Source organism: Nonomuraea sp. NPDC048882, from assembly GCF_040649755.1.
GTDB classification, from domain to species: domain Bacteria; phylum Actinomycetota; class Actinomycetes; order Streptosporangiales; family Streptosporangiaceae; genus Nonomuraea; species Nonomuraea maheshkhaliensis.
The window spans coordinates 464,745-479,631 of sequence record NZ_JBEZGB010000002.1; the positions used below are offsets into that span (position 1 = coordinate 464,745).

General features: G+C 70.6%; 11 protein-coding genes and 1 tRNA gene. 5 read left to right on the forward strand and 7 right to left on the reverse strand.

Features of this window, described 5'->3' with window-relative positions; genetic code table 11:
• Positions 1–72: 72 nt before the first annotated feature.
• Positions 73–399 (reverse strand): STAS domain-containing protein, encoded by a 327-nt coding sequence (locus AB0C27_RS07370; RefSeq protein WP_357839222.1) that lies wholly within the window; start codon positions 397–399, stop codon positions 73–75.
• A gap of 51 nt (positions 400–450) precedes the next feature.
• On the opposite strand from AB0C27_RS07370, the gene AB0C27_RS07375 reads away from it, so the two are divergent.
• Positions 451–537, forward strand: a tRNA-Ser gene (locus AB0C27_RS07375).
• A 1-nt stretch (position 538) separates the two neighbouring features.
• On the opposite strand, the gene AB0C27_RS07380 is transcribed toward AB0C27_RS07375, so the two are convergent.
• A complete protein-coding gene (locus tag AB0C27_RS07380) occupies positions 539–2,944 on the reverse strand; it encodes an AAA family ATPase (protein WP_357839225.1) in 2,406 nt (801 codons plus the stop codon).
• 114 nt (positions 2,945–3,058) lie between these two features.
• Here AB0C27_RS07380 and AB0C27_RS07385 point away from each other — a divergent pair, with 114 nt between their 5' ends.
• A complete protein-coding gene (locus tag AB0C27_RS07385) occupies positions 3,059–4,015 on the forward strand; it encodes an NAD(P)H-quinone oxidoreductase (RefSeq protein ID WP_357839228.1) in 957 nt (318 codons plus the stop codon).
• Between the two features lie 5 nt (positions 4,016–4,020).
• The gene (locus AB0C27_RS07390) at positions 4,021–4,542 is read left to right on the forward strand and encodes a bacterial proteasome activator family protein (protein ID WP_106247429.1); all 522 of its coding nucleotides are present in this window, start codon (positions 4,021–4,023) and stop codon (positions 4,540–4,542) included.
• A gap of 176 nt (positions 4,543–4,718) precedes the next feature.
• Here the strand turns inward: AB0C27_RS07390 and AB0C27_RS07395 are convergent, their stop codons facing one another.
• Positions 4,719–5,516: an HAD family hydrolase gene (locus tag AB0C27_RS07395; protein WP_357839232.1), complete on the reverse strand. Its 798-nt coding sequence runs from the start codon at positions 5,514–5,516 to the stop codon at positions 4,719–4,721.
• A gap of 223 nt (positions 5,517–5,739) precedes the next feature.
• Here AB0C27_RS07395 and AB0C27_RS07400 point away from each other — a divergent pair, with 223 nt between their 5' ends.
• Positions 5,740–5,943, forward strand: a complete 204-nt coding sequence (locus AB0C27_RS07400; RefSeq protein WP_080043977.1) for a cold-shock protein — start codon at positions 5,740–5,742, stop codon at positions 5,941–5,943.
• Positions 5,944–6,791: 848 nt separating this feature from the next.
• A complete protein-coding gene (locus AB0C27_RS07405; protein ID WP_357839235.1) occupies positions 6,792–8,114 on the forward strand; it encodes a hypothetical protein in 1,323 nt (440 codons plus the stop codon).
• A 255-nt stretch (positions 8,115–8,369) separates the two neighbouring features.
• Here the strand turns inward: AB0C27_RS07405 and serS are convergent, their stop codons facing one another.
• The 4 genes from serS to AB0C27_RS07425 all read right to left on the reverse strand — a co-directional run bounded on the left by serS (position 8,370) and on the right by AB0C27_RS07425 (position 12,900).
• Positions 8,370–9,632: a serine--tRNA ligase gene (gene serS, locus AB0C27_RS07410; protein ID WP_357839238.1), complete on the reverse strand. Its 1,263-nt coding sequence runs from the start codon at positions 9,630–9,632 to the stop codon at positions 8,370–8,372.
• A gap of 438 nt (positions 9,633–10,070) precedes the next feature.
• On the reverse strand, positions 10,071–10,991 hold the full coding sequence (gene pheA / locus AB0C27_RS07415; protein WP_357839240.1) for a prephenate dehydratase: 921 nt from the start codon (positions 10,989–10,991) through the stop codon (positions 10,071–10,073).
• Positions 10,992–11,252: 261 nt separating this feature from the next.
• Positions 11,253–11,672 carry a DUF4446 family protein gene (locus AB0C27_RS07420; protein WP_357839243.1) on the reverse strand — a complete coding sequence of 140 codons (420 nt, stop codon included), beginning with the start codon at positions 11,670–11,672 and terminating at the stop codon, positions 11,253–11,255.
• Between the two features lie 22 nt (positions 11,673–11,694).
• Positions 11,695–12,900: a glycosyltransferase 87 family protein gene (locus AB0C27_RS07425; RefSeq protein ID WP_357839246.1), complete on the reverse strand. Its 1,206-nt coding sequence runs from the start codon at positions 12,898–12,900 to the stop codon at positions 11,695–11,697.
• Positions 12,901–14,887: the final 1,987 nt, after the last annotated feature.

Sequence of the window (14,887 nt, forward strand, 5' to 3'; positions counted from 1 at the left end):
GGTCTTCGCTTCGTGCGGTCTTCGCGCGGTCTTCGCTTCATGCGGTCTTCGTGCGGTCAGGTCTCCGGCGGGTCAGAGCTCTGCGGGGACCACGCGGTCGAAGGCGGCCTTGAGCCCTGTGACGTCGAGCACCCGCTGTAAGACGCCGTGCACGCCGACGAGGCCCAGGCTCCCGGCGTGCGCGGAGATCCTGCGCTGGTGCTCGACCAGCACCCACAGGCCGCTGGAGTCGCAGAACTCCAGCTCGGCCGCGTCGATCACGATCTCCACGCGCCCCTCGGTGAACAGCGTCACCAGGCAGTCCTTCAGCAGCGGAGCCGTGAGCTTGTCGAGGTCACCGCTCAGGCGCACGAGCGCTCGGCAGGCGCCGCGCTGCACCTCGACGTCGAGATCCGCCACCACCTGAACGTACACCCCTGCCACCACAGCCGCTATCGTGGTTTCCGCACGGGAGGGTTCGCATAGTGGACGAGTGCAGCCGCCTTGAAAGCGGCCAGGTCAGCGATGGCCTCGTGGGTTCGAATCCCACACCCTCCGCTCACTCGCGGGTCCCCGCGAAGGCATCGCCCACACTGGCGGCGAGCTGCAGGTAGGCCTCCCTCGTCGCATCCTGGAGCCGGTCCAGGTCGATCTCCGCGCCCTCCTCCAGATGCGGGTCATAGGGCACCCTGATCACCGCACGACACCGTGCGGCGAAGTGGGCCTCCAGCTTCCTGATGTCGACGGCCGACTTCGACCTGGGCCTGACGCTGCAGAGCACCACGGTGGCGTTCTTGACCAGGTCGGCGTAGTGGTGGGCCTCCAGCCAGTCGAGCGTCGCCGAGGCCGCCCTGGCGCCGTCGACCGACGGGGAGCTGACCAGCACGATCTGGTCGGCCAGCCCGAGCACGCCGCCCATGGCGGAGTGGAGCAGGCCGGTGCCGCAGTCGGTGATGCAGATCGAGTAGAAGTTCTCCAGGACCTGGGAGACGTCCTGGTAGTCGGAGCCGCTGAACGCCTCGGAGACCGCAGGGTCACGGTCGGAGGCCAGCACCTCAAGCCGCGAGGGCGCCTGCGAGGTGAACGCCCTGATGTCGACGTACCGCTTGACCTGGTCGCGCTCGTTGAGCAGGTCGCGCACGGTGGCCGAGGTCTCCAGGGCCAGCTTGTCGGACAGCGTGCCCCGGTCGGGGTTGGCGTCGACGGCGATGACGCGGTCACCGCGTACGGAGGCCAGCGTGGCGCCGAGGCCGACCGTGGTCGTGGTCTTGCCCACGCCGCCCTTCAGGCTCAGCACGGCCACCCGGTGGTGCCCGGCCGTCACCGGGGTGCGGGCCCTGGTGAGCAGCTCGCGGCGGCGGCGCACCTCCGGGGGCTCGCCCGGCTTGATCCAGCCGCCGGACGCCTTGTAGACGACACGGCGCCAGCCCTTGGAGGGCGCGTTACGCCGTCCGCGTAGCAGGGACTCCGGGTCGAGGCTCTCCGCCGTCGGGCGTCCGGTGACCGGGGGCCTGGGCGGGGCGGTGAAGACGGGGATGGGGGCCGGGCGGCGGCGAGGCTGAGTCGGCGGCGGGATCTCGCGTTCGGCGGGCCGCCATTCCTGCTGGTCGGCCCACTGCGGCTGGTCGGCCCACTGGGGGCGCTCGGACGGCTCGCTCCTGGCCGGGTTGTCGGGCTGTTGCGCCCGTCGCGAACGGCGCGGCTCGTCCCGCTGGGAACCCTGCGGCTCCTCGCGCTGGGACCGCTGCGGGTCGTCCCATGGGGAACGTTGTGGCTCGTCCCACGGAGAGCGCTGGGGCTCCTCCTGCTGGGGTCGTGCCTCGTCGCCGGCGGAACGCTCGTCGTCCCGCTGCGGACGCTCGTCCTTGTGCGCCCGCTCGTCATCCTGCTGGGAACGATCCTGGGACCACGCGGGGTGTTCGCCGGACCACGCGGACGGCTCGTCGGACCAGGTGAGCCGCTGCTCGTCGCCCCACTTGGCGGGCTGCTCCGTGCTCCACGACAGCCGCTCGGGCTCCGCGGCCTCGTCACGCGACGGCTCCTGGGACCCGTGGAGCGGCGTCCGCAACGACGGGGACGACTCCTGGGAGCGCGGCTCGGGCTCGCCCCACTGCGGGCGCTCGCTGCGCGGCAGCGTCTCGGACGGCTCGGCCCACGGCGGCCGCTCCGCGGAAGACGGCGCCTCCGCCGTACCCGCTGCTGCGCCCGGCTCCTCGTCGCGTTGTTCCTGGGCCCATGACGGGGCCTCGTTGCGCGGCTGGGTGTCCGCCCACGGGGACTTGGTCTCCGTCACGGCCGGCTCGTCGCGTACCGACTCGACATGAGCGGGCTCGACAGAAGCGGCCTCGGCACCCGCCGACTCGGCACCCGCCGACTCGTCGTCCGCGGGCTCCTTGACGGCCTCGGGACGCCGCGTCTCCTCGCTCTCCGTGGACTCCCGCGCCCAGTCGGGGATGTGCGGCCACGGCTCGTCCTGCGCCGCCTCGGCCCTGCTCCCCGACGTCTCGGTGCCGCTCCCGGCCGCCTCGGGCTTGCTCGCGGCCGGCTGGGGCTTGCTCTCAGCCGGCTGGGGCGGCGTGAGCGGCAGCGAGAAGGCGTCGGTGTCGTCGGGGCGCGGCAGCGGCTTCAGCGGCGCGTGGAAGGGATCCTCGACGCTCGGGGCGGGCTTGTCCTGAAGAGCGGCCCGGTCGAGCCACTGGGTGGCCTCGCTCTCCGCCTGGGGAAGGTCCTCGGCGGCCTCGGGGCCGTACACGGAGTCGACCGCCGCGCGGAACAGCGGCGGCGTCGGCGTGTCGTGCTGCTGCGGCACGTGCAGCCAGGGGTCCTTGGGGTACGGCGAAGCGACCGGCTCGTCGGCGACGGCGGCCGAGGCGCTGACCGGAACGGGCGCCTCCTCCGTCTCCTTGATCGCGTCGAGCCAGGCCAGCTGTTCCTCGAGAGATTCTTCTCGATCGTGTCTTGCCACCGTGTTCCCCCTCGGGTGGGTCTAAAGGGGCAGCAAATACATTGCAGGTTAACGCCACATGCTCCGGCACAGCCCGGCAACCCAGAACTTCTTTGCCCGGCTACCGTGGTTCGCATGCGAGCCATTGAGATCGTCAAGCCGGGCGGACCCGAGGTCCTGGAGTGGCACGAGGTGCCGGAGCCGAGCGTCGAGCGGGGCGACGTGCTCATCGAGACGACCGCCTCGGCGGTGAATCGGGCCGATGTCCTGCAGCGGCAGGGATTCTACGACCCTCCTCCCGGCTCGTCACCGTACCTGGGGCTGGAGGTCTCGGGCGTGGTGGCCGAGGTCGGGGCGGACGTGGAGCAGTTCAAGCCGGGGGACGAGGTGTGCGCGCTGCTCGGGGGCGGCGGTTACGCCGAGCGCGTAGCCGTACCGTGGCAGCAGGTCATGCCCGTGCCCGAAGGGGTGCCGCTGCACGCGGCCGCCGGGCTGCCTGAGGTGGCGTGCACGGTCTGGTCGAACGTGTTCATGCTCGGACGGCTGCGCAGGGGCGAGACGCTGCTCGTGCACGGCGGCGCCAGCGGCATCGGCAGCTTCGCGATCCAGCTCGCCAAGGCGCTCGGCTCGTACGTCGTCACCACGGTCGGCTCGGAGGCCAAGGCCGAGCGCGTCAGGGAGCTCGGCGCCGACGAGGTGATCAACTACCGCGAGGAGGACTTCGCGGACAAGGTTCACGCCGACGTCATCCTCGACATCATGGGCGCGAAATACCTGGCCGGAAACGTGCGCGCGCTCAAGACCGGCGGTCGGCTGGTGATCATCGGGCTGCAGGGCGGGCGCAAGGCCGAGCTCGACCTCGGCATGCTGCTCGCCAAGCGCGCCTCCGTGCACGCCACGGCGCTGCGCTCGCGTCCCGTGGACGAGAAGGGCGTCATCGTCCGCAGCGTCGTCGACAACGTCTGGCCCCTGGTCGGGGCCGGTGCCGTACGTCCGGTGATCTACGCGGAGGTGCCCATGTCAGATGCCGCCGAAGCTCACCGAATGTTGGATTCAGGGGAGCACGTCGGCAAGATCCTGCTAGTACGGTGAGTGTTATGAATGCTGAGGACAACAACACCCCCCACATCGTGGTGGTGGGTCCTGACTTCCAAGGTCAGGGCGATAGCGGCGAGGACGACCGCTCGGTCACCAACCTGGTCGAGCAGCCCGCCAAGGTGATGCGCATCGGCAGCATGATCCGCCAGCTTCTCGAGGAGGTCCGCGCGGCTCCCCTCGACGAGGCCAGCCGCAAGCGCCTGAAGGAGATCCACGAGTCCTCCATCAAGGAGCTTGAGGACGGCCTCGCGCCCGAGCTGGTCGACGAGCTGGAGCGGCTGTCGCTCCCGTTCACCGACGAGAACGGCACGCCGCCGAGCGAGGCCGAGCTGCGCATCGCGCACGCCCAGCTGGTCGGATGGCTCGAAGGCCTGTTCCACGGCATCCAGACCACGCTGTTCGCGCAGCAGATGGCCGCGCGCGCCCAGCTGGAGCAGATGCGCAGGGCGCTGCCGGGCGTGCCGCAGGGCGACGACGGCGGCCCCCAGCGACCCCACGGCGGTTCCGGCCCCTACCTGTAGCCGCCGACCGCTGTGTAGCTGCCGTCCGCTTTGTAGCGGCCGGCTGTGTAGCGACCGGCTGTGTAGCGACCGGCTGTGTAGCGACCGGCTGTGTAGCGGCCGGGGGGCTACGCGTAGAGCTCATCGCTCGGCGGCCGGGGGGCTACGCGTAGAGCTCATCGCTCGGCGGGCGGGGGCTACGCGTAGAGCTCCTCGATCACCTTCGCGACCCCGTCGTCGTCGTTGGTCGCGGTCACGTGATCGACCGCCGCCAGCACGGCCGGGTGCGCGTTGGCGACCGCGTACGACGTGCCTGCCCAACTCAGCATGGGCAGGTCGTTCGGCATGTCACCGAAGGCCACGGTCTGCGAAGGCTTGATCTCGTGCTGCCCGGCGAGCGCCGCCAGGGCCGTCGCCTTCGTCACGCCCAGGGCGCTCATCTCGATCAGGCCCCTCCCGCTGGAGTGCGTGGCCGTCACCAGATGCCCCACCAGTTCCTCCACCGTGGCCTGAAGCTCGTCCGCGCCCATGATCGGATGCAGCGCCAGCAGCTTGGCGCACGGGCGCGAGGTCATCGAGGCGGCGCCGACGGCTCCCGGGCGCCTGTCCCGGTCACTCAGCAGGAAATCCGACTCATGCGCAAAACCCGCTTCATACTCGACCGAAAATACGAGATCCGACACGTTCGCTCTTAGCTGAGCGACGACTTCCTCGAGTACCTCGACCGTGATCAGGTGAGATTCCACTATCCGTTCGGTATGGAGATCGTAGATCAGCGCTCCGTTTGCACAGACGGCCAGCCCACGGTGACGTACCGCACTCGCCACACCGCCCATCCACCGGGGCGGACGCCCCGTCACGAACGCCAGCACGGCCCCGGATTCCTCGACTTTGGCGAAGGCGGCGACCGTGCGGGGAGACACGGTTCCGTCGGTGCGCAACGCGGTACCGTCGAGGTCGGTGGCCACTAGGCGCGGTGCGGGAAGGCTCTGCATAACAGGTTCCAGTTTGCCCGGTGATGCCGCCTGACAGAAATCTTCGTTGGGACGGGAACACCAACGCTCCAGAATGGTGTTAGATGTGATGGCGTTGTATTAGCTGATCCCGTAGTGAAAACCAGCATGACTTTGTCTGAGCCACCCCGGGTGCTTGCTGTACGACACACCGGGACCCACGAGGTGTGGGTCCCATAGATTCACATCCTGAGGGAGAGCTTTTATGGCTCAGGGAACCGTCAAGTGGTTCAACGCCGAGAAGGGCTTCGGCTTCATCGCCCCGGACGGCGGTGCGCCGGACGTGTTCGTGCACTTCTCCGAGATCGTCGGCAACGGCTACCGCAGCCTTGAAGACGGCCAGCGGGTCGAGTTCGAGATCACGCAGGGCCAGAAGGGGCCGCAGGCCTCACAGGTCCGAGCCCTCTAACCTGTAGCAGCGAGATAGACCGGAGTTCGCTTCCAGCGGGCTCCGGTCTTTTGCTTGTACGGGGCCTGCCCCGCCCGTGTGGGGCCTGCCCCGCCCGTGTGGGGCCGGCCCGCCCGTGTGGGGCCGGTTCCACGTGTATCCAGCCGGCCCCGCCTGCATCAGACAGGTCCGAGCGCATCCGTTGGTCCGCCCGTGTGGGGTCGGCTCCCGCGTGGGGTCGGCTCCGGCCGTGTCGGTTCGACTCCGCCCTTGTGGGGTCGGTACCGCCCGGGTCGGGTTGGTTCCGCGTTCCGCCCGGGTCGGGTCGGGTCGGTTCCGCCAGTGTCGGCCCGATCACGCCGATGTCGGGGGACCACGCTTGCGTCCGGCCGCGCCGCCGGCGGAGCGCCTGCGTCGGGGTGACCACGCGGGTGTCCGGCCAGTCCCACCTGCGTCGGGCCGATCACGCTGAGGCCAGGGCGATCACGCTTGCCTCAGACCGGTCCCGCTGGTGGGTCGGGTCGGTCCCACTGGCATCGAGCCGGTTACGCCCGTGTCGGGTCAGCCTCGCCTGCGCCGAACCCCATCCCGCGTGCGTCGGACCCGGCCCCGCAGGTGCATCCGACTGGTTTCACCGACATCGGACCGGTCACGCTCACCCCCTGCGGCCACCCCTGCGGCCACCCCTGCGGGTACCCCGGCGGCGTCCACAAGTTCATCTGCCGGCCGGCCCGCTCCCTGGTTGTGCTGGTGTCGGGTTGGTCACGGCTGTGACTCGACTCACGTAACCCTTGAACCACCGGACGCCCGTAGCGGTCGTCCTGTTTATGAGGTACGCGTGGCTGTGTCACCCCGTGACCGTTGCCGGGGTGCTCGTGCTGTTGATCAACGACCACCTGCTCAAACACACCTGGCCGGGTTTCGTCACCGGCAAGCTCAGCGACGTCGCGGGGCTCGTCGTGGCGCCGGCCCTGCTGGCACCGCTGCTGCCGCGCCGGGCGGACCTGGCAGCGATCATGGTGACGGGGGTGGCCTTCGCGCTCGTGAAGACGACGGAGACGGGCGCTGAGCTCGCCTCCCAGGGTTGGACCCTCGTCGCGGGCCCTTCGCGCGTCCTGGCCGATCCTACGGACCTCCTGGCGCTGCCCGCCCTCGCCCTCGCCTGGTGGGTACGCGCCCGCAGCCTCAGACAGCCCTCCTCGTCCCGGTGGCGGATCATCGTGACGATGCCGCTGGCCCTGATCGCGGTCACCGCCACCTCCTCCGCGACGCCCCCGTTTTCGGCCGAGTCCGTCGAGGTGGATTCGGGCGGCCGGATCAGCGTGTTCACGTACGGCAGGACCACGTGGATCTCCGACGACGGAGGGCTCAGCTGGTCGCAGATCACCGGCGACCACGACCCCAGGCCGGGCCAGAGCGCCCAGTGCGTGCCCGGGCAGGCCACGAGGTGCTACCGGATCATCGGAAACCGGTTGGGCGTGGAGCAGTCGGACGACGGGGGACGTACGTGGCAGCCCTCCTGGGAGGTCACCGGCGACGCGCTGGAGCGCGTGTCCAGGCAGTACGGGGGCCTGCCCACCGACCTGCGTTCCAAGGCCCTGGCCGTCCAGGCGCGGCCCGGCGGGCACGTCGTCATCGTGGCGAACGGCATGGACGGGCTGGCGATCCGCGACACATCGGGCACCTGGCGCCGGATCGGCTGGCCGGGGCTCAGAACGGTCGAGGTGGACATGGATCCCGAATGGGGCGTGGCACTCTTCCTCGCCGCCTGCGTGCTGTTCGGCGGAGTGGGGGCTGGTCTGCGCCGGTACACCCGCGCGTACACGGGCTCCGCGGTGGCCGCCTGTCTGGGCCTGCTGCTCCTGCTCAACGGCTGGCCGGTGGCATCCTCGGACGACTGGCTCCCGCTGCGGGTCCTCGGCTTCCTCGCCCTACTGACGGGCGGCGTGATCTGCGTCGTGCTGGCGGCGACGGGCCGGACACGACCCGCGGCGGCGGCCGTGGGGGTGCTGGCGGCACCGCTGGTGTACGCGAGCGTCTACCTGCCGTTCGAGGGGTGGGCCCGGGGGACGCCCGAGTCGTACTCGGCCGCGGCCGCCCTCGCGACACTCCTGACCGCCGTCGTCGTCCTGACGAGCGCCGCCCTCATCAGACGCGACGCCCGCCACCCGAAGCACTTCCCGGACGAATAACCGCTTCCGGACCTACCGCCCACCTCGATCCGGTCCCCCAGATCCCGGTCTCACGCAGCCGGTCCCCGGAATCGGCCGCGCGAATCCGGTCTCCCGCAGTCTGCGACCGAAACCGGTGGCCGAAAGCAGTGCTCGGTGGTCAGCGGCCCGGCGGCCCGGAGCCGGCCACGCGCATCCAGTCACCCTGTCCAGTCACCCTGTCCGGTCACTCGAAACAGAGTCACCCGTCACGCGAAGCCGGTCACGCGGCTCCGATCACTTGCCCGGGGTGAGCACGTCCAGCCCCACGTACGGGCGCAGCGCCTCGGGGACCACCACGGAGCCGTCGGCCTGCTGGTGGTTCTCCAGGATGGCGACGATCCAGCGGGTCGTGGCCAGCGTGCCGTTGAGGGTGGCCAGGTGCTGGGGCTTGCCGTCCTTGTCGCGATAGCGGACCGCCAGCCTGCGCGCCTGGAACTCGGTGCAGTTGGAAGTCGAGGTCAGCTCGCGGTAGCGGCCCTGGGTCGGGATCCACGCCTCGCAGTCGAACTTGCGCGCCGCCGACATGCCGAGGTCGCCCGCGGCCGTGTCGATGATCCGGTACGGCACCTCGATCTTGGCCAGCATCTCCTTCTCCCAGTCGAGCAGGCGCTTGTGCTCCTCCTGGGCGTCCTCAGGGCGCACGTAGGAGAACATCTCGACCTTGTCGAACTGGTGGACCCGGATGATGCCCCTGGTGTCCTTGCCGTACGAGCCGGCCTCGCGCCGGAAGCACGACGACCAGCCCGCGTAACGCAGCGGCAGCTCGTCGCCGCCGAGGATCTCCTGGGCGTGGTAGCCGGCCATCGACACCTCCGACGTGCCGACCAGGTAGAGGTCGTCCTCGGGGAGCCGGTAGATCTCCTTGTCGTGGGCGACGTGGAAGCCGGTGCCCTGCATGGTCTCCGGCTTGACCAGCACCGGAGTGATCATCGGGATGAACCCGGCCTCGATCGCCTGCTGCATGGCCATGTTGAGCAGGCCGAGCTGCAGCCGGGCGCCGACGCCCTTGAGGAAGAAGAACCGCGAGCCCGACACCTTGGCGCCGCGCTCCATGTCGATCGCGCCGAGCGCCTCGCCCAGCTCCAGATGGTCCTTCGGCTCGAAGTCGAACGTGCGGGGCTCGCCGTGGGTCTCAAGCACGACGTAGTCGTCCTCGCCGCCCTCCGGTGCGCCCTCCTCGACGATGTTGGGCACCGTCTGAAGCACGCCGTCCAGCTCGGCGGCCAGCTTCTCCGCCTCGGACTCGGCGGCCTTCACCTGACCCGCGAGCTCCTTGGCCCGCTGGAGCAGCGCGGCCTTCTCCTCACCCTGCGCCTTGGAGACCGACTTGCCCATACTCTTCTGCTCGGCACGCAGAGACTCGAACGAGGTCAGCGCGGATCGGCGGCGCTCATCGAGGTCGAGCAGCGTGTCGACGATCGAGTCGTCCTCACCGCGGGCACGCTGCGACGCCCGTAGCCGGTCGGGGTCCTCACGAAGGGTACGCAGGTCAATCACAAACAAAGGCTACCGGCGTACGGAGGCGTTCCGCCCCTGCTTTCCCACCCGCGCCACCGAACCACCCGATCCCCCCATGGAACGACTCCCGGTGTTGGGGACCGGCTCTGGTCGGGAATGTGGTTCCGATTGCTGAGCTGGGCTCGTGGTGAGGAGTCGGTCTGACGGGCAGGTCGGACGAGGTCCGACGCGGCGGGCCGACGTCACTGAAGCAGCCTGGAGCCGGAAAGTCGTTCCGGCTGGCGGGTTGGTGAGTCGCTTGGTTGGCTGGGGGTCACGTCCCAATGGGGTTGGTGAGTCGTTTGGTTGGCGGGGTGAACGCGGGCCAGCCGCCTTCCGCCCGAACCGCTCATGACCGGAGCCACGGGCCGGCATAAGGCATGTGCCGACGCGGAGCGCCGGCCCTGGCCCGAAGACCAGGCAACCGACCGCCCTCGCTCAGACCTTGCCGGCTCGGATCCTGGTCAGCCAGTCGCCGGCCTCCGTGAACTCCAGGTTGGAGGTGCCCGGTTTGATCTGGGGTGCGATGCCGTCGGCGCGGGGGTAGCTGCCGAGGAAGCGGACCTCGCCGCAGATGCGGTGCAGGCCGGCGATGGCTTCCCCGACGCGGGCGTCGGCGACGTGGCCCTCGAAGTCGAAGTGGAAGAAGTAGCGCCCGATGCCGCCCCCGGTCGGTCGCGACTCGATGCGGGTCAGGTTGACCCCGCGCACCGAGAACTCGGTCAGCATCTCCAGCAGCGCGCCCGGGTGGTCGTCGGCCAGGAAGACCACGAGCGAGGTGCGGTCGGAGCCGGTCGGGTCGGGTAGCGCGCCTGGACGGCCGACTCGGACGAACCTCGTCACGGTGTCGGATCTGTCGCCGATGTCGGTGGCCAGCTCCACCAGCCCGTAGTGCTCGCCGGCGATGCGGGCGGCGATGGCGGCGTCATAGGGCGAGCCGGGCAGCGAGACCTCCTGCGCGGCGGCGGCGGTCGAGGGCGCGGCCACCACGACGGCGTCGGGCAGCTCACGCGCGAGGAAGGCGCGGGTCTGGGTGATGGCCGCGGGATGCGTGTAGACCCGTTTGATGTGCGGAATCTCGGTGCCCGGGGGCGCCAGCAGCGAGAACTGCACCGGCAGCAGCAGCTCGGCCGTGATCAGCAACGGCTCGCCCCAGGCGAACTCGTCGAGCGTCGTGGTGATCGCGCCCTCGATCGAGTTTTCCAGCGGCACCACCGCGCCGTCGGCGTCGCCCGCGCGGGCGGCGTTGAGCGCCGCGCTCACGGTGGCGCAGGGCAGCCGCTCGGCGGTGGGGTCGAGCAGGCGCAGGGCCTCTTCGGTGAAGGTCCCTTCCGGCCCGAGGTAGGCGAGTCTGGGCATGCGTCCAGGGTATCCGCAGGTGGAGAGCGCCTGCGGCCGTTTCTTCCCACGGCGTATCCGCAGGTCGAAGGCCCTGCGCAGGCGCTCTGCGGATCTGGGGAGGAGGTCGCTCGGCACCTCCAGGCGGCAACCTACGCGGGCGTTCAGTAGGTCTCGGGAAGAGGCCGGTCGGCACTTCCAAGCGGCAACCTGCGCGGGTGGTCGACAGACCTCGGGAGGAGGTGTCGGTCGGCGTCGCCCGGCGGCAGCCTGGCCCGGCGGTCAGTAGGTCTCGGAAGGGCGGGGGGTGACGAAGGGGCCCAGGCCGAGTCGGGCGGCCCGTACCGCGTCCTCCTCCTCCGGCGACAGCGGCTGCTGCCCTCGCCCCCCGACCACAGGCCGTACGTACGTGCGCGTCTCGCTGCGTCCGTTGATGGACGTCAGCACGATCCCGTCGCCCAGCCCGTTGATCATCGCCACCGAGAACGACAGCCGCCCGGTCATCTCGGACAGCGCGTCGTACCGGCACACGGCCACGTCCCGAATGGCTCTGAGGTCGCCCGGGGCCTCGCTGCTCTGCCGGACGAGCATGCGCCGGCACTCCTCCATCGTGGCTCTGGCCTGCCGCAACGCCAGGAAGCCGATCGACACGCCGGTGACCCCGGCGACCACGCCCACGATCACCCAAGTGGTAACGAGCACGGCACAGAGGGTAATGGCTGTGTCAAGCCGGCTCACGGCGTTTCGGCAGCCAGGACACCAACAACCACACCAGGACCAGCGCTCCCAAGCCGAACCCGTTCTGCACGATCTTGCCCAGCACCAGGCTGACGCCCGGAATGTCGGCCGCCTTGAGCGAGACCCCCCACCACGGGACGGGCACCACGTAGTACAGCCACACCCCGGCGGCGACGCGCAGCCTGACCGGGTCGCGGCCGTCGCCCACGATCGCGGCCAGCACCACGACCACCCAGGCCAGGTGGTGGATCCACGCGACCGGCGACAGCAGCACGGCCATCAGCCCCACGAGCGCGACCGCCGTGAGCGAATCACCCGTCCGGTACGCCTCCCGCGCCCCCCTGAAGCCGTACCACCCGACGGCGGCCACGACCACCACCCAGATCACGGACGTGAGCAGGTCGGGCAGGTACAACCGGATCAACATGCCCCTGATCGACTGGTTGGTGGTGGCCGCGTTCGCGCCGAGCCGTTCGGGGTCGAGCAGCGCCGAGAACCAGAAGTCGGCCGCGTCCTGCGGAATCACCGCGAACGGCAGCAGCGTGAGCACCGCCGCCGCGAACGACGCCATGAAGAACGTCCGCCACTGCCTGGTGATCAGCAGGTAGATCAGGAAGACGCCGGGAGTCAGCTTGACCGCCGTGGCCAGCCCGATCAGGAACCCGCGCGGCCACCAGGGCCGCCTGGCCACGCAATCGGCCACGCACAGGGCGACCAGCAGGATGTCCACCTGCCCGAACCGCACCTGGTCCCTGATCGGCATCAGGTACGCGCACGCCACCATGAGCAGCCCGAACACCCACGGCGCGTACTTCCGCAGCCGCGGCCCCTCTAGCACCTGCCGGAACGAGAATCCGACCGTCACGGCCAGCGCCACGTAGATCCCGGCCGTCCACACCCACTGCGCCGTGACCCACGACATCCCGGCCAGCGCCACGGCCAGCATGGCCGCGACCGGCGGGTAGGTGAACGGCAGTAACTGCGGGGCGGGCGTGACGTAGTCGTACACCGGCCGGCCTTCGAGCAGCATCTGCCCGCCGGTACGGTAAACGTCCAGGTCGACCAGCCGTTGGTCGTCGGGATTGGTGAGCCAGGTGTGCACCAGAGGCGCCACGGCCGCCGCGACGGCGAGCGCCACGATCACCCACGCCCACCACTGCCGCTGCGTCACCCGCACCTCGCCACTTGTCACGGTGTGGCACGTTACCGTGGCTGTTGTTGATCGAGGGGCACACATGGGGAGTCCGTACATGCCGAACGCCACGCCGCACCCGCTCCAGGGCCGGCACGGAGCGCGCCACCACCCCGGCCCTCGCCTGCCTTCTCCCCTTCCTGGCCGCAGACTCGCCCGCTCCCTCACCACCGCCCTGCTCGCCCTCGCCCTCACCCCCCTCCTGGCCGCCCCCGCCGCAGCCACCCCGTCGTCCGACTCAGGCGCACATTCAGGCGCACATTCAGGCGCAGATTCCGGTACGCATTCAGGCGCGCACGCGGGCAACGCACCCAAATCCGCTGTCTCGGGCGCCCCTTCCATCTCCGACTCCTCCGCCGCCTCGGCTACCCCCTCCGGACTCGTCGCCTCCTCCGCCGCCTCGGCCGCCCTCATCGCTTCCGCTGCTGGCTCCTCCGCCGTCAGCTCCTCCGTTGTCAGCTCCTCCGTTGTCAGCTCCTCCGTTGTCGGCTCCTCCGTTGTCGGCTCCTCCGCGTCCGCCGCCTCAGTCGCGTCCCCCGGGCTTCCCGCCGTCGTCACTTCCTCTTCCGGCCCCAGTACGGCTCAGGCGCAGGCCGCGGTCGCCGGGCGGGTGGTCATCGTCGGCGTGCCGGGACTGGAGTGGAGCGACCTGGACGAGGCCAGGACCCCCAACCTGTGGCGTCTCGTCGACCAAGGCGCTTCGGCCTCGCTCTCGACCCGTGCCGTGCCGCCGCCTGACCGTGGCATCACCTGCCCCATCGCCGGGTGGCTGACCGTATCGGCAGGTCAGCGGGCCGGTACGGCGAGCAAGGGCTGCCCGGCACCTCCACAGCCCGAGCCCACCCCGCAGGGTGGCGCCACGGTGCCCGGCTGGAGTGCTCTGGCCGCGCACCAGGCGGAGACCGGTTACAACGCGCAGCTGGGCACGCTGGGGCAACTCGTGACGGACGGCGGCGGTAAGGTCGCCGCCATCGGCCCGGGTGCCGCACTGGCCGCAGCCGACAAGTCCGGAAATATCGCTAAATACGCCCCCACCCCTGCTGACCTCGGCGACCCCGCCCCGTACAACCTGATCGTCCTGGAAGCCGCCGACCTCGCGAACGCCTGGGCGAAGCAGCCGCTCGACGAGTACGGAGTCCCGGCCTCCCTCGCCCCCGCCACTCGCCAGGAGGCGACGAAACGCGCGGACCAGCAGATCGGCGCCCTGCTCGGGCGGCTCCCCACCGACACCACCGTCCTGGTGGCCGGCATCTCCGACGTGACCCCGAACGCCCACCTCCACGTCGCCATCGCCACCGGCCCCGCCCCGGACGGCCGGCCGTACCCGCACGGCTTCCTCACCGCCACCTCCACCCGCCAGGACGGCCTCGTCGCCATCACCGACCTGACCGCCACCGCCATCGACCTCCTGGGCCTGCCCGCCCAGCGTGCGGTGGTCGGCCGCCCGTGGCGCCCCGGCGGCGCGGCTCCTGCGACGCCGTCCGGCACGGTGAGCGAGCTCGCCGACGAGGACCTCGCCAGCCAGGTCCTGCGTGAGGTACGCGGCCCGTTCTTCGCCGTCTTCGTCACGATCCAGCTCCTCTTCTACGCCTTCGCCGCCCTGGCCCTCCGCCGCCGCCGTACCACCGCTGACGGCGCCGCCCCCTCCAGCCCCGCCCACGCCTCATCACCCCTCGTCCAAGAAGCGGACTCCTCGCGAGCTTCAGCCGTACCGGCCTCCGAGCCCGTCCCGCGGACCCAGCCTGCGTCCACCCCGGATCGCGCGGCACAGGACGGAAGTGACGCGGACGGCACCGCCGCTCGGGCAGGGGATGATGACGTGGACGCCTCCGCGGGCGAGCTCGGGGGAGGTGGCCGGCCGCATGCGAGCACGTCCAAGCTTCTCGTCTCCGTGCAGATCGTCGCGGTCGTCAGCGGCGCCATCGCCGTCTCCACCTTCCTGGCCCAGCTCGTGCCCTGGTGGAGCCTGCCCGTGCCGATGGTGTCG

Excerpts from the sequence above, each read along its gene's own strand:
- AB0C27_RS07385 (WP_357839228.1), top strand. The coding sequence starts at position 3,059 with ATGCGAGCCATTGAGATCGTCAAGCCGGGCGGACCCGAGGTCCTGGAG.
- AB0C27_RS07390 (WP_106247429.1), top strand. The coding sequence starts at position 4,021 with ATGAATGCTGAGGACAACAACACCCCCCACATCGTGGTGGTGGGTCCT.
- AB0C27_RS07395 (WP_357839232.1), bottom strand. The coding sequence starts at position 5,516 with ATGCAGAGCCTTCCCGCACCGCGCCTAGTGGCCACCGACCTCGACGGT.
- AB0C27_RS07400 (WP_080043977.1), top strand. The coding sequence starts at position 5,740 with ATGGCTCAGGGAACCGTCAAGTGGTTCAACGCCGAGAAGGGCTTCGGC.
- pheA (WP_357839240.1), bottom strand. The coding sequence starts at position 10,991 with ATGCCCAGACTCGCCTACCTCGGGCCGGAAGGGACCTTCACCGAAGAG.